Origin of the sequence: Rhodococcus sp. NPDC003318, assembly GCF_042879035.1 — a bacterium.
Lineage (GTDB): Bacteria > Actinomycetota > Actinomycetes > Mycobacteriales > Mycobacteriaceae > Rhodococcus_G.
On sequence record NZ_JBIAOU010000021.1, the window covers coordinates 38224 to 51835 of the forward strand.

General features: G+C 70.2%; 14 protein-coding genes. 7 read left to right on the forward strand and 7 right to left on the reverse strand.

Annotated elements, in window-relative coordinates:
- Nucleotides 1-20: 20 nt before the first annotated feature.
- A complete protein-coding gene (locus ACFYVR_RS23055) occupies nucleotides 21-917 on the reverse strand; it encodes a LysR substrate-binding domain-containing protein (protein WP_387477527.1) in 897 nt (298 codons plus the stop codon).
- Between the two features lie 72 nt (nucleotides 918-989).
- On the opposite strand from ACFYVR_RS23055, the gene ACFYVR_RS23060 reads away from it, so the two are divergent.
- From ACFYVR_RS23060 to ACFYVR_RS23070, 3 genes are read left to right on the forward strand one after another with little or no spacing between them, the layout of a single operon-like run.
- Nucleotides 990-1943 carry an EamA family transporter gene (locus ACFYVR_RS23060; RefSeq protein ID WP_387477529.1) on the forward strand — a complete coding sequence of 318 codons (954 nt, stop codon included), beginning with the start codon at nucleotides 990-992 and terminating at the stop codon, nucleotides 1941-1943.
- Between the two features lie 30 nt (nucleotides 1944-1973).
- Nucleotides 1974-3230, forward strand: coding sequence for a MurT ligase domain-containing protein (locus ACFYVR_RS23065; RefSeq protein ID WP_387477531.1), 1257 nt, complete (start codon nucleotides 1974-1976; stop codon nucleotides 3228-3230).
- Nucleotides 3223-3939 carry a type 1 glutamine amidotransferase gene (locus ACFYVR_RS23070; RefSeq protein ID WP_387477533.1) on the forward strand — a complete coding sequence of 239 codons (717 nt, stop codon included), beginning with the start codon at nucleotides 3223-3225 and terminating at the stop codon, nucleotides 3937-3939. The genes ACFYVR_RS23065 and ACFYVR_RS23070 overlap by 8 nt, the downstream gene beginning before the upstream one ends.
- A 229-nt stretch (nucleotides 3940-4168) precedes the next feature.
- On the opposite strand, the gene ACFYVR_RS23075 is transcribed toward ACFYVR_RS23070, so the two are convergent.
- A complete protein-coding gene (locus ACFYVR_RS23075; protein WP_387477535.1) occupies nucleotides 4169-5632 on the reverse strand; it encodes a lipase family protein in 1464 nt (487 codons plus the stop codon).
- Between the two features lie 201 nt (nucleotides 5633-5833).
- Between ACFYVR_RS23075 and ACFYVR_RS23080 the strand changes: the two genes are divergently transcribed.
- Complete coding sequence (locus ACFYVR_RS23080; RefSeq protein WP_387477537.1) at nucleotides 5834-7039, forward strand: MFS transporter; 1206 nt, start codon at nucleotides 5834-5836, stop codon at nucleotides 7037-7039.
- On the opposite strand, the gene ACFYVR_RS23085 is transcribed toward ACFYVR_RS23080, so the two are convergent.
- Complete coding sequence (locus ACFYVR_RS23085) at nucleotides 6999-7844, reverse strand: helix-turn-helix domain-containing protein (RefSeq protein ID WP_387477540.1); 846 nt, start codon at nucleotides 7842-7844, stop codon at nucleotides 6999-7001. The two genes, ACFYVR_RS23080 and ACFYVR_RS23085, sit on opposite strands and share 41 nt — an antisense overlap.
- 139 nt (nucleotides 7845-7983) lie before the next feature.
- Nucleotides 7984-9390, reverse strand: coding sequence for an NAD(P)/FAD-dependent oxidoreductase (locus ACFYVR_RS23090; RefSeq protein ID WP_387477613.1), 1407 nt, complete (start codon nucleotides 9388-9390; stop codon nucleotides 7984-7986).
- Nucleotides 9391-9502: 112 nt separating this feature from the next.
- Between ACFYVR_RS23090 and ACFYVR_RS23095 the strand changes: the two genes are divergently transcribed.
- Nucleotides 9503-10429 (forward strand): LysR substrate-binding domain-containing protein, encoded by a 927-nt coding sequence (locus ACFYVR_RS23095; protein ID WP_387477542.1) that lies wholly within the window; start codon nucleotides 9503-9505, stop codon nucleotides 10427-10429.
- A gap of 76 nt (nucleotides 10430-10505) precedes the next feature.
- Entirely contained in the window at nucleotides 10506-11249 is a 744-nt protein-coding gene (locus ACFYVR_RS23100) for a DUF899 domain-containing protein (protein ID WP_387477544.1), read from the forward strand.
- Nucleotides 11250-11262: 13 nt separating this feature from the next.
- On the opposite strand, the gene recR is transcribed toward ACFYVR_RS23100, so the two are convergent.
- Both recR and ACFYVR_RS23110 read right to left on the reverse strand, forming a co-directional pair.
- Nucleotides 11263-11871 carry a recombination mediator RecR gene (gene recR / locus ACFYVR_RS23105; protein ID WP_387477546.1) on the reverse strand — a complete coding sequence of 203 codons (609 nt, stop codon included), beginning with the start codon at nucleotides 11869-11871 and terminating at the stop codon, nucleotides 11263-11265.
- A 13-nt stretch (nucleotides 11872-11884) separates the two neighbouring features.
- Nucleotides 11885-12184 carry a YbaB/EbfC family nucleoid-associated protein gene (locus ACFYVR_RS23110; protein WP_387477548.1) on the reverse strand — a complete coding sequence of 100 codons (300 nt, stop codon included), beginning with the start codon at nucleotides 12182-12184 and terminating at the stop codon, nucleotides 11885-11887.
- Between the two features lie 84 nt (nucleotides 12185-12268).
- Between ACFYVR_RS23110 and ACFYVR_RS23115 the strand changes: the two genes are divergently transcribed.
- Complete coding sequence (locus tag ACFYVR_RS23115; protein ID WP_387477550.1) at nucleotides 12269-13135, forward strand: Rv3717 family N-acetylmuramoyl-L-alanine amidase; 867 nt, start codon at nucleotides 12269-12271, stop codon at nucleotides 13133-13135.
- A gap of 8 nt (nucleotides 13136-13143) precedes the next feature.
- Here the strand turns inward: ACFYVR_RS23115 and ACFYVR_RS23120 are convergent, their stop codons facing one another.
- A complete protein-coding gene (locus tag ACFYVR_RS23120; RefSeq protein WP_387477553.1) occupies nucleotides 13144-13578 on the reverse strand; it encodes an SRPBCC family protein in 435 nt (144 codons plus the stop codon).
- Nucleotides 13579-13612: the final 34 nt, after the last annotated feature.

Genomic DNA, 13612 nt, shown 5'->3' on the forward strand with positions numbered 1-13612 from the left:
TGCGACAAACTGCGCACAGCTCAGTCGACCGCGACCGCCCTGCCCTGCGCCCGCATCGCCGCCAGGACGGCGGCGACCGCCGGACGCTCCACGGCGGCGGGCCGCGTCGCCAGTTCGTAGATCCGCGCGGCGCGCACTCCGGTGAGCCGTTTGCTCACCACGCTGTGATGGGTGGGTACGTACCGCGGCATGAGCGCGACGCCGATGCCGGCATGCACGAGATTCTCGATGACCCGGAAGTCGTTGATCCGCTGGACAACTCGCGGCTGCATGCCGGTCGCCGCCGCAACGGACTGCAGGACGTCGTCGACGGGGAAGCCGCCGCGGACGCTGATCCAGTTCTCGTCGGCCAGGTCGACGAGTTCGACGTGCGGCCGGTCGGCGAGAGGATGGCCAGGGGGGAGCACGAGGTCGATCGGCTCGCGCAGGAACGGCTCGTAGCGGACCCGCGGGGACACCAGGGCCGGGGCACGTTCGTCCCGGTGGGTGACGACCACGTCGAAGTCGGCGAGCAGCCGCGGCACCTCCGACGCGGGCTCGTCGACGTCGTTGGCCTCGACCTCGACACCGAGCTCGGCGATCGTGGCCAGCACCCCCGGTAGCAGCAGCGCCGCACCCGACGAGAACATGGCCAGCCGTACCCGGCCACGCGGCGAGCCGGCGTAGGACGCCATCTCGGCGGTGGCACGGTCGAGCGCGGCGAGCACGTCGTCCGCACGCAACACCAGTGCGTGACCGGCGTCGGTGAGCCTGAGCCGGCGGCCGTCGGGTTCGAGGATCTGCACTCCCGCCTCGCGGGCGAGGATCTTCAACTGTTGGGACACCGCGGACGGGGTCAGTGACAACGCGTCCGCGGCGGCGGCGACCGTGCCGCGGTCGGCCAGTTCTCGCAGGACCCGCAACCGCTCCACATCCATGTAGAAACTCTACATCAATGATCCACTAATATTCGATTGTCCTGATTGTTTTCGGGAGTCACGATTGCTCCCGTGACCACACGTGACCGCCTGACCGGAATCGCCGTCGCGCTGCTGTGGGGCATGAACTTCCTGGCCATCCGGACCGGGCTCGACCACTTCCCCCCGTACTTCTTCGCGGCGCTGCGTTTCCTCGTCATCGCGATCCCCGTGGTGATCTTCGTCCCCCGACCGCAGGTACCCGTGCGCTGGCTGCTTCTGTACGGCGTCGGCTTCGGGGTGCTGCAGTTCACGTTCCTGTACTGGGCGATGAACACCGGCATGCCGACCGGCCTGGCGTCGCTGGTGCAGCAGTCGTCGGCGCCGATGACGGTCGTGCTCGGCGCGGTGCTGCTGCGGGAGCGGGTCGGCACCAGACAGATCACCGGAATCGTCGTCGCGGTCGTCGGCATGGTCGCAATCGGCTGGGACCGGTTCGCGCACGCGAGCCTGCTCCCGCTGCTGCTCACGCTCTGTGGCGCGTTCGGGTGGGCGCTGGGCAACATCGGCAGCCGCCAGGCCAGGTCCGACTCGCCGATGCGGTTGATGCTGTGGATGACGGTGATCCCCCCACTGCCGATGCTCGCGCTCTCCGCGGCGGTCGAGGGCCCGACCGCGGGGTGGTCGGCGCTCGGATCGTCGTTCGCCCCTGAAGGATGGCCGGCACTGGCCGGACTCGCGTACATCGTGCTGCTCGGCACCATCGTCGGGTCGGGACTGTGGACCATGCTGATGAGCCGCTACCCGGCATCGACGGTGGCCCCGTTCTCGCTGTTGGTGCCCGTGGTCGGGATCGGATCGTCGTGGCTCGTGCTCGGGGAACGCCCGACCGCGTTGGCGCTGGCCGGTGGGGTCCTGGTGGTCGGCGGCTGCCTGTTCGGGATCACCCGGCGCCGGACCCCCGCAGGAATCGGAGAGCCATCGGCCGGGCCGGCCCCCGAGGCGGCGACTGTGGCACTGGCCACCCCCGAACCCGCGCGCACCTGACCCGGCGTGCGGGTGTGGAAAACTGCGCGAGTGGCTACCAGCACTCGATTCTCCGCCCGGGGCCGGCTCGCGCTGCGCATTGCCGCGCTGGCCTCCTGGGCCTCGCAGAAAGCCGGCCGCGGCAAGGGCTCGATGATCGGCGGGCTGATCGCACTCAAGGTCGACCCGACCCTGATGACCCAACTCGGCCGCGGCAAGCGGACCGTCCTGGTCACCGGCACGAACGGCAAGTCCACCACGACCCGGATGACGGCGGCCGCGCTCGCGACCATCGGCACCGTCGCGACCCAGGCGGACGGCGCGAACATGGACGCGGGCATCGTCGCCGCACTGAGCGTCGGCATCGATGCCGACCTCGCGGCGATCGAGGTGGACGAGCTGCACACCCCGCACGTCTCCGACGCCCTCGAGCCCGCCGCGATCGTGCTGCTCAACCTCAGCCGCGACCAGCTGGACCGGGTCGGCGAGATCAACATGATCGAGCGCAGGCTCCGCGCCGGCCTCGCCGCCCACCCGAACGCGGTGGTGATCGCGAACTGCGACGACGTGCTCGTCACGTCCGCCGCGTACGACAACCCGAACGTGGTCTGGGTCGCGGCCGGATCCGGGTGGGCGAACGACGCCACCAGCTGCCCCCGCAGCGGCGAACCGATCGTCTGGGACACCGACGGCAACTGGCGCAGCACCGGAACCGATTTCGCGCGCCCCGCGCCGGACTGGTGGCTCGACGACGAGAACCTCCACGGCCCCGACGGCCTGGTCGTCCCGATGACGCTGACGCTGCCGGGCCGGGCCAACCGGGGCAACGCGGCGCAGGCGGTCGCCGCCGCGGTCGCGCTCGGCGCGGACCCGAAGGCGGCGGTCGCGGCGGCAGCCGCCGTGCACGAGGTCGCCGGCCGGTACGCCGCCGTCCAGGTCGGCCCGCACTCGCTGCGGATGCTGCTCGCCAAGAACCCCGCCGGGTGGCAGGAGGCACTGTCGATGATCGATCCCACCGTGGACGGTCTCGTCATCGCAGTGAACGGGCAGGTGCCCGACGGCGAGGACCTGTCCTGGCTGTGGGACGTGCGCTTCGAGCACTTCGAAGGCGTCAAGGTCGTCGCCTCCGGCGAACGCGCGACCGACCTCGCGGTCCGGCTGACGTATGCCGGCGTCGAGCACTCCCTGGAACCGGATCCGTTGCTCGCCATCGCGTCCTGCCCCGCAGGTCGCGTCGAGGTGCTTGCCAACTACACCGCGTTCCGGGACCTGAACACCGCCGTCGCCAAGGGGGCCGAGCATGTCTGAGTCGACCGTGCGGATCGGGCTGGTGCTCCCCGACGTCATGGGCACCTACGGTGACGGCGGCAACGCGCTGATCCTGCGGCAGCGGCTGCGGATGCGCGGTATGGACGCCGAGATCGTGGAGATCACCCTGTCCGACCCGGTTCCGAACTCCCTCGACGTGTACACCCTCGGCGGTGCGGAGGATTCGGCGCAGCGCCTGGCCACCCGGCACCTGCAGCGGTATCCGGGCCTGCAGCAGGCCGCCGAGCGCGGCGCCCCGGTGCTGGCCATCTGCGCCGCGATCCAGGTGCTCGGCCACTGGTACGAGACGTCGGCGGGTGAACGGGTGGACGGTGTGTCCCTGCTCGACGTCACCACGTCCCCGCAGGTCACGCGGTCGATCGGGGAGGTGATCACCCGACCCCTCGTCGAGGGTCTGAGTCAGCCGCTGACCGGATTCGAGAACCACCGCGGCGGAACCGCACTCGGCCCGGACGCGCGCCCGCTCGCGACGGTCACCCACGGCGTCGGCAACGGTGTCGGGGACGGGTACGAGGGTGTCGTGCAGGGCTCGGTGATCAGCACCTACATGCACGGACCCGCACTTGCCCGCAACCCCGAACTGGCGGACCTGCTGCTGGCGCGGGCACTGGGCGTCGACTCCCTCGAACCGCTGGACCTGCCGGAGGTGGACCGACTGCGCCGGGAGCGGCTCGCGGCCGGTCGCTGAGGGGAGGTACGGACCGCAGATCGTCCGGACCGCGTGAAACGGCCCCGAACAGGGGTTCGGCCGAGAACGTAGCGATAAATCGCGTTCCCGGCCGGATCTCTGCTTTTCGAGTTCCTTCGAACCGTTACCGATTCGCTCTTCCTCGATCCGCATCACTTACGGTACGCCCCGTCGAAACCACTGGCAATATCCCTGACCAGGGAAATCCTGCGGAATTTCGGCGGCGTCCTCAGCAGTCGTCCGGTGCCGGGTCGCCCCGCAGGCGCGCGTCGACCCAGTCGAAGGCGCCCGGGTTTCCGGTGAGTTCACCGATGATGTGTTCGCCCGGGACCTGTCGGTACACGGTGCTCACGCCCAGAGCACACTGCTCGGCGAACAGGTTCTGCGTGCCGAGCGCCGGGATCCAGAACTCCTGCCCTCCGTTGTAGATGTGGAGCGGCGCACTCGACGGGCGGTCCGCCATCTTCATCTCCGCGAAAATATCCTGTGCGACAGGGGAACTCAACACCTTTGCGACGTTGGCGAGCGCTTCGACGGGGATGCCGGGGACACCGGCGAGCGCGAGCGTCATCACGCATCCGTCGCGGAGCCCGGACGTGCCGAGCCGCTCACCGAGGTCGTTCATCAGGGTCAGGATCTCGGTTCGTTCCCGCGCCACGCCGAGCACCGCCGCCATGAACAGCCCCCCGGCCAGGTTGCCGTTCATGGTGCGTCCGAGCATGTCGTAGTCGGCGGGCACTCCGCCGATCGCGGCACCGACGATGTCGTCGGCAAGTTCCGGCGCGTACCCGTCGACCAGCTTGACGGCGCCACTGGTCGCGATCGCCCCACCCGAGTAACCCATCATCGCGAGCGCACTCGCGCCGAACTCTGCCGGATACAGGGTGCGCATCCCGCGGATCGTGTCGAGGATCGCGTGCCCGGCCACGAACGGCTCGCCGTACGCCATCTGCGGGCCCTCGTGGTCGGGGATGAGGACGGCGTAGCCACGTTCCTCGGCCTTCGTCGTGACGGGCCGGATCAGCTCGAACGGATTCGTCGACGGGGTGATCCCGTGCGCGAGGGTGTGCGAGGGCGTGCAGGCCCGTCCCAGCCCGTTGATCGGGACGTTGTTGACCAGCACCGGACGCGGGCCGGGACCGGTCCACGGCGTCGCGGGCACCACCAGCGTCGCGGTCGCGAAGGACGGCGCGCCCTGCGAGTCGGTCGTCTTCACCTTGAACTGCCGCACCTCACGGACCGGGCCGCGCAGGAACTGCAGGGCCGCCGGCGTCACGTCGCGGGACTCGATGACCTGACCGTTCGCCATCCCGGGCAGCCCCGGCGGGAACTCGTCGAAGAACGGCTCCCCCAGCGGGGACGGCAGCACCGCCTGCCACAGCGCATCGAGGTCCGGGTAGGGCGGATTCGGCGCGGGCACGATGGCGTCGACCAGCGGCGGGAGCACCGACCCCAGCGGGGACCGCGCCACCGACGCCGTGCCCAACGACCCGGTGACGAGTGTCGTGCCGTTCAGCAGCATCCCGTCGGATCCGGTGCCGTCCGTCAGGGACCCGGTACCGACCGAGCCCTCGCCACCGGCGCTGCCGCTGGACTGAGCCGTGGCCGCCCCGGCGCCGGCGCCGGCGCCGACGGTCACCGCGAGCGCGGTGACACACGTTCGAACCCAGATACCCCCGTGCTGGATACGCATGGCGTGCAGGCTAACACCGACCGAAGGACCATCCCGGACGAAACGGGATCATCGGATCACGCGTCGACACTGAGGGTTTCGAACACACGACGACGCCGATTCGGCCGCGTCGCCCGAATCCGAGCGGCTTTGGCGTCTGGATCGACCGGTGTGGCGTTCGGGTGGGCGTGAATCCGGCTGGTGTCGTTGTTGACACGGCACATGACGACCAATCTGATCGCCGACGACCGGGCGACACGCTCGACACGCACCGCCTGGCCGGCGCTGGCCACGATGTTCCTGGGCAGCTTCACCCTGGTGACCGCCGAGTTCCTGCCACCCGGTGTGCTGACGCTCGTCGCCTCCCAACTCGGCGTCACGGAGGGAGTGGTCGGGCTCTCGGTCAGCGCCACGGCACTCACCGCACTGGCGGCCGCGCTCGGTATGGGATCGCTCTTCCCGCGACTGGACCGGCGCACCCTGCTCGTCGCGCTGACCGTCGGCGCGGTGGCGTCGAACGTGTTGGTGGCCGTCGCCCCGAACGTGGCGGTGTTGATGCTGGCACGCCTGCTGCTCGGCCTGGCGATCGGCGGCTACTGGTCGATGGCGCTGGTGATCGCCACTCGACTGGTGCCCGCCGACCGGGTCGGGCGGGCGATGATGATCGTCAATGCGGGCACGACGGTCGCCACCGTCGCCGGCGTCCCGCTCGGCGTGCTGCTCAGCACGTTCGCCGGCTGGCGCGTCGTGTTCGCCGTCCTCGCGGGCGTCACCCTCGTCGCCGCCCTGGCGGTTCGGGTGGCTCTGCCACCGATCGCGCCGGCCCCCGGAGTCGGGTGGGCGGCGATGGGACACGCGCTGCGGGCACCCGGCGTGGCGGTGGGACTGATCGGTCTCGTGGCGGTCATCGGCGGGCACATCACCGGCTACACCTATGTCCGGCCGGCACTGGCCGAACTGCTCGGCGCCGGCCCCGGAGCCGTCGCGATCCTGCTCGCCCTCTTCGGGGTGGGCGGCCTCGTCGGCAACTTCGTCCTCGGCAGCCTCGCCGACCGCTTCCTGCGACCGTTGCTGGTGGCCGTTCCCGGCGCCATCGCGCTGTCCGTCCTCGCGATCGTGCTGTCCTCCGGGCTGCCGGCCCTCGGCTACGTCGGGGTGATCGTCTGGGGCGCGGCGTTCGGCGGCCTGCTCAACGTCGCGCAGGTGTGGGTCACACGGGTGCTGCCCGACCGCGTCGAGGCGGGCAGCGGCCTGATCGTCGCCGGCTTCCAGACCGCGATCGTTCTCGGATCCGCGGTGGGCGGGCGCGGGGTGGACGATCTCGGGGTGGCGGCGACCTACGTGATCGCCGCGGCGGTCACCGTGGCCGGCGGTGTGATGGTCCGGGTCACCCTCGGCCGCGCCGACGCTGCCACTGGGACGGCGTGACGCCGGTGTGCCTGCGGAACGCCCGACCGAACGCGGTGTCGGAGCCGTAGCCGAGCCGGTTCGCGACCGCGGCGACCGAGACTCCGTCCCGGGACAGCATCCGTTGCGCCAGTTCGATTCTGACGGCGGACAGGTACCGACCCGGCGGCTGCCCGGTCGCCGACCGGAACCGGGCCGCGAATCCGGATCGGGACGCGAGTGCGACCCGGGCCAGGGCCTCCACCGTCCATTCCCGCCCCGGCTCGGCGTGAATGGCCGCGACGGCACGAGCCAGGCCCGGATCGTCCACCCGCAACAGCCACCTGCTCGGCGCGCATCCGCGGGCGTACCACGACGACACCGCGATCGAGGCGACGAGGGTCGCGACGCGGTCACGCAGCACGCCGTGCGGATGACCGCCCTCCTCGGCCAGATTCCGCAGGAGCGCCTCCGCCATCGGCTCGTGTTCGGCGAACTCGGTCAGCAGCACCCGCCGAGGGAGGGCGCCCAGTGCCCCCGAGGTGCCCGCGGGCGCCATCCGCACCCGCAGCACGACGGCCTCCGACAGTGCCCGCATCGTGAAGCCGTGACCGTGCGGCACGAACAGGAAGTCGCCCGGAGCCAGGTCGCACGGGTCGCCCAGGTCCTCGACCCGGAGCAGGCCGCCCGTCACCAGCACGGCACTCGCCTCGCCGGCAGCGACGGATCTGTTCTCGCAGGCCGCGATGTCGAGGACCTCGCCCCGTGCGCACCGCCACTGCAACCCCGCCAGCACGTCGTCGAGACCCAACGCCGGGGTACCGACCACGTCGGAATCGGCTGTCATGCGGCTCCTTTCGTGACACGGCACACAACCGCACCCGGATCCGCGGTATTCCCGACCGCTCTCGAAGCGGTGTCCACCAACGGGTACGGCCGCGGCCCCGGATCGGGGACGCGGCCGTACGCTCGTCTTGCCTGGCGGCTCAGGAGACCGTCACCGGCTCCTTCGGTTCGGTGGGCAGCGCGCTCCTGATCACCTCGGGCTTGATCTCCTCCACCGCAGGCGGTTCCGCGATGGGCTGCGGCTCCTGCGCGTAGTGGAAGTGCGGGCGACGGTGGCCGAGGAACGAGCCGAACCACGACATCACCGCGACGTAGCGGTTGCGGAAGCCCACCAGGTACACCATGTGCACGGCGAGCCACAGCACCCACGCGAAGGCACCCGTCAGCTCGATGTTCTTGACCTTGGTGACGGCACGGAACCGGTTGATGATCGCCATGCTGCCCTTGTCGCGGAACTTGAACGGCGTGCCGCGCTTGGTCTTTCCGAGGATGGTCCGGGCGACGTGGCGTCCGCCCTGCATCGCGACCGGCGACTGGCCGGGCAGGTTGTTCAGCGACGTCATGTCGCCGACGGCGAAGATGTCGGCGCGGCCACCGACGGTGAGGTCGGGGTTGACGAGCAGGCGCCCGGCGCGGTCCGTCTCGCAGCCGGTGCGCTCGGCCAGCACTCGCGCGAAGTCGTTGGCCTGCACACCCGCCGACCAGATGACGGTCTCGGCGGTGCGTCGCTCGCCTTCCTGCGCACCGTGCGCCTTGAGCGTGGCGCCGTGCTCGTCGATGTCGGTGACGAGGGTGTTCAGGACGACCTCGACACCCGCCTTCTCCAGCGACTGCTTCGTGTACTCGCTGAGCTTGCCGCCGTAGGCAGGCATCGCGACGCCGGCGCCCTCGACGAGGGTGACGGTGACGTCGTCGGCGGTGATCCCGCGGATCGACCGCTCGAAGTACCGGCCGGCGAGTTCCTTGATCTGACCGGCGAGCTCGACGCCGGTGGCGCCCGCTCCGATCACGATGAAGCTGAGCAGGTTCTTGGCGCGCTCGCGGTCCGTGGTCGTGTGCGCCTCCTCGAAGCACCGCACGATCTGATCGCGCAGCCGCTTCGCGTCGTTGACGGTCTTGAGCGCGTAGGTGACCTTCGCGAACTCGTCCCGACCGAAGTACGACTGGCGGGCACCGGTCGCGGCGACCAGGTTCTCGTAGCCGAGGGTGTGGCGCTCGCCGGCGGCCTCGTAGACCAGTTCCTTGGCCTCGGCGTCGACGTCGACGACGCGGCCGAGCCGGACGTCCGCCTTCGGGTAGTCCTGGAGGATCGCGCGCACCGACGGGGCGATCTCGCCGGCCGAGAGGACGCCGGTCGCCACCTGGTACAGCAGCGGCTGGAAGAGGTGCTCGGTGGTCTCGGAGATCAGCACGAAGGGCCTGCCGGCCTTGGCCAGCTTCTTCGCAGTCGCCAGGGCACCGAACCCGGATCCCACGATGACGGTCTCGGTCCGGTCTGTTGTCGCCTCGATGGCCACTGCGTCGCCCACGGTTACCTCCTGCTGAATCAACGCTGAATCAGTACTGAGAGCAACGCTAAGTATCGGCGCGCCCATTCCGCCACCGATCCGTGATATACGCCAGACAGTTATCTCGATCGCTCATAAGTAGGATTGCCGGGTGGACTTCCGGCAGCTTCGCTACTTCCTGGCGGTGAGCGAGGAACTGAGCTTCAGCCGCGCCGCCGAGAAGTGCTTCATCTCCCAGTCGGCGATCAGTCACCAGATCGGCAAGCTCGAACACGAACTGGGCACCGCCCTGTTCGACCGGACCACCCGCGTCGTCAAGCCGACGCCGGCCGGGTTTCGCCTGGTCCCCATCGCGCAGCAGGTCCTGGCGCTGGAGACCCAGGCGCTGGCCGTGGCCCGGGAACCACGCAACCGGATCCGGATCTCGGCGAACATGACGTTCGCGCCGCAGAGCCTCGACGCCATCGCGCAGGTCCGCAGCCGCTACCCCGACCTGGACATCGAGTTCGTCATCAAAAGCTTCGCGGACCGGATCGACGCGGTCGCCTCCGGCGACGCCGACATCGCACTCATTCGCGGCCACCTCGACCGTCCGGGTCTCGAAACGGTGGAGCTCGGCGTCGAGGACCTGCTGATCGTGACCTCGAGCCAGCATCCGCTGTCCGCGTTCTCCACTGTCGCGCTCGGCGACCTGGCCCACTACCCACTGCTGCTGCCGCCGCGCAGCAACCAGGTCCTGCTCCACACCGTCGTCGAGGACGCGTTCGTCGAGGTCGGCCGGCGAGTGCAGCTGGGACCGCCGATTCCCCGCGACCACACCGCCACCCTCGACGTCATCACCAACCCACGAGCCTGGACGGTGCTGTTCGCGAGCACCGTCACCGGCAACACCACCCGGCCCGGTCTCCGGGTGATGCGGGAGGCGGCGGGCCGGCTGCGGGTACCGGTGTGCGGTGTGGTGCGCAGCGGGTCGACGGACTCGGCGGCGCTGTCCTTCATGGTGAACGCGCTCCGGCAGACAATGGACCCGAGGACGGAGACCGCCACGCCGCCGGACCCGGAGGAAGACGGGTTCTGACAGCTCCGCTGCCGATGAGTTCGCGCGTTCCGGACGGTCCACACCACCGAGCGACAATCGACAGGAGGAGAGTCCGATGAGCCTTCCGAGGATCGCGACGCGCGAGGAGTGGCTGGCCGCCCGCATCGAGCTGCTCGCCGAGGAGAAGGCCCTGACCCGGCAGCGGGACGCGCTCAACACCAAGCGCCGGAACCTGCCGATGGTCGAGGTCGAGAAGCCGTACGTCTTCCACGGACCCGACGGCGACGTCGGGCTGGGTGACCTGTTCGACGGAGCGCGGCAGCTGATCGTCTACCACTTCATGTTCGATCCGGCATGGGACGAGGGCTGCTCGAGCTGCACCGCGGGCACCGACGAGCTGTCGCCGGGGTTCCTCGCGCACCTGCGGGCCCGCGACACCGCCTACGCGCTGGTGTCCCGGGCGCCGCTGGAGAAACTGCTCGACTGGAAGGCGCGCCGCGGCTGGGACGTCCCCTGGTACTCGTCGTACGGCTCCGACTTCAACTACGACTTCGGCGTCACCATCGACGAATCCGTCACCCCGGGCCGGTACAACTTCCGCGATCGCGCCCAGTACGCGGCCCGGGGTGAGAACTTCTTCGACTACGACCAGCCCTTCGAGATGCCCGGCCGCAGCTGCTTCCTGCGGGTCGACGACCGCGTCTTCCACACGTACTCGCAGTACGCGCGGGGACTGGAGTCGACGGGCGGCTCGTACTACTTCCTCGATCTGACCGCGCTGGGCAGGCAGGAGGACTGGGAGGAACCGACGGGACGCAGCGCCACCGCCCATTCCGCCCGGCCGGACTTCGCGACCTGACCGCCGGACCGACTCACATGGTCCGGCGGCCGGACAGCGCGCGTCCGAGCGTGAGCTCGTCGGCGAACTCGAGGTCGCCGCCCATCGGCAACCCGGACGCAAGCCGCGAGACGGTCAGTCCCGGGAAGTCCCGAAGCATGCGGACCAGATAGGTGGCCGTCGCCTCGCCCTCGGTGTTGGGGTCGGTCGCGATGATCACCTCGGTGACGTCGACACCGTCCTCCTGGTTGCCGATCCTCGTCAGCAGGTCCCGGATCCGGAGTTGGTCCGGCCCGATGCCGTTGATCGGGTCCAGCGCACCACCGAGCACGTGGTAGCGGCCGCGGAACTCGCGGGTCCGTTCGATCGCCTGCACGTCCTTCGGCTCCTCGACGACGCAGATGACGGTGCGGTCGCGGCGGTCGTCGGAACAGATCCGGCACCTCTCCTTGTCCGACACCGTCCCGCAGACCACACAGAACTGCACGCCGTCACGGATCCGCTGCAGGGCGTTCTGCAGCCGCTCGATCTCGGTGGGTTCGACGCCGAGCAGGTGGAACGCAATCCGCTGGGCGCTCTTCGGGCCGACACCGGGCAGCTTGCCCAGCTCGTCGATCAGATCCTGTACCGGACCCTCGTACACGGGCGCGCCCCCGCTAGAACGGGAGTCCGGGCAGCCCGCCCGCGAGCGGCCCGAGCTTGCCGGCCGCGATCTCCTGCGCCTTGCCCGAGGCGTCCGCGATCGCGCCGATCACCAGGTCCTGAAGGGTTTCGACATCGTCCGGATCGACCACCTTCGGGTCGATCGACAGCGCCACCACCTCGCCGGTGCCCTTGACCGTCGCGGTGACGAGCCCGCCACCGGCCTGACCGGTCACCTCGGCCTGGGCGATCTCGGCCTGCGCTGCCATCAGTTGCTGCTGCATCTGCTGGGCCTGCGCCAGGAGCTGCTGCATGTCGGGTTGTCCACCGGGCTGCACGTCATGTCCTCTCTGCGTGTTTGCACGCCAGCGTAGACGCCCCCGGTTACGGTGGGCGGCGTGCGAGCGACGTCGCGGGCGCCCGGCATCCGCATGCCCGGAACCCGGCCACGGGCAGAGCAGGTCCGTCACGCCGCTCTCGCCCTCGCGGCCCTGGCTTGCGTGCTGGTCGGGTGCACGATCCCCACCGACGGCGCGGCAACGGCGCGCGGGCAGATCGGCGGCGCACCGGAACCCGTGCCGGAGGTCACCGCTCAGGTGCCGCGACCCGCGTCGTCCACCCCGCTGGCGGGCCGGACGGTGTTCCTCGACCCCGGCCACAGCGGATCGCAGGACGCCGCGATGACCGCCCAGGTCCCGACCGGCCGCGGCGACACGAAGGACTGCCAGACCACCGGAACCGCCACCGACGACGGCTATCCGGAGCACACGTTCACCTGGCAGGTGGTCGGCCTGATGCGGACCGGCCTCGAACAGCTCGGTGCTCGTGTCGTGCTCAGCCGGACCGACGACACCTCCGTCGGCAACTGCGTCGACGAGCGTGCCGCGCTGGCCAACGCCTCCGGCGCCGACGCCGTCGTGTCGATTCACGCCGACGGGGCCGGGCAGGACCAGCGCGGATTCCACGTCTGCTACTCGGCCCCGCCCCTCAACGACGTCCAGGCCGGGGCCTCGGTGACGTTCGCGACGACGATGCGCGACACACTGGTCGCCGCGGGACTGACGCCGGCCAACTACACCGGCACGGCGGGCCTGCAGCCCCGCGCCGACCTCGCGGGGCTGAACCTGTCCGAACGGCCGTCGATCCTGGTGGAACTGGGCAACATGCGCAGCCCCGACGAGGCCCGGGAGATGACCGACGAGGCCGGCCGCGCACGCTATGCGCGGGCCGTGGTGCAGGGCGTCGTCGGCTATCTCGCCGGGTGACGCGGGTCCTAGTTCAGTTCGCGAGCCAGGTTGGCCAGCACCCCGGCCTGAATCTTCTTCAGGCCCAACGGCGCGAACGTCTTCTCGAAGAAGCCGCCGATGCCACCCGCGCCCTTCCAGGTGGTCGTCGTGGTGACGGTGGAGCCGGCGCCGTTCGGGGTCACGGTCCAGGTGGTGACCATGCTCGAGTTGGCGTCGGTCTCGGTGACCGTGTTGCCGGCGACGGTGATCGCGGCCTTGACGTTGCGGGTTCGCTTCTCGGTGGCCTTGAGCGACCACGCCACGATGGTGCCCGCCCCCTGACCACCCTCGAGCACCGCGTAGTCGGAGTACTGCTCGGTCAGGATTCGCGGGCGCACCGTCTGGTAGTCCGCGACTGCGGCAAGAGCCGCCTCCGGAGCCGCCGCCACCTCGACCGAACTGCTGGCACTGACCTGACCCACCGCGAATCTCCTCTGCTCGGGACCGGACGGACGC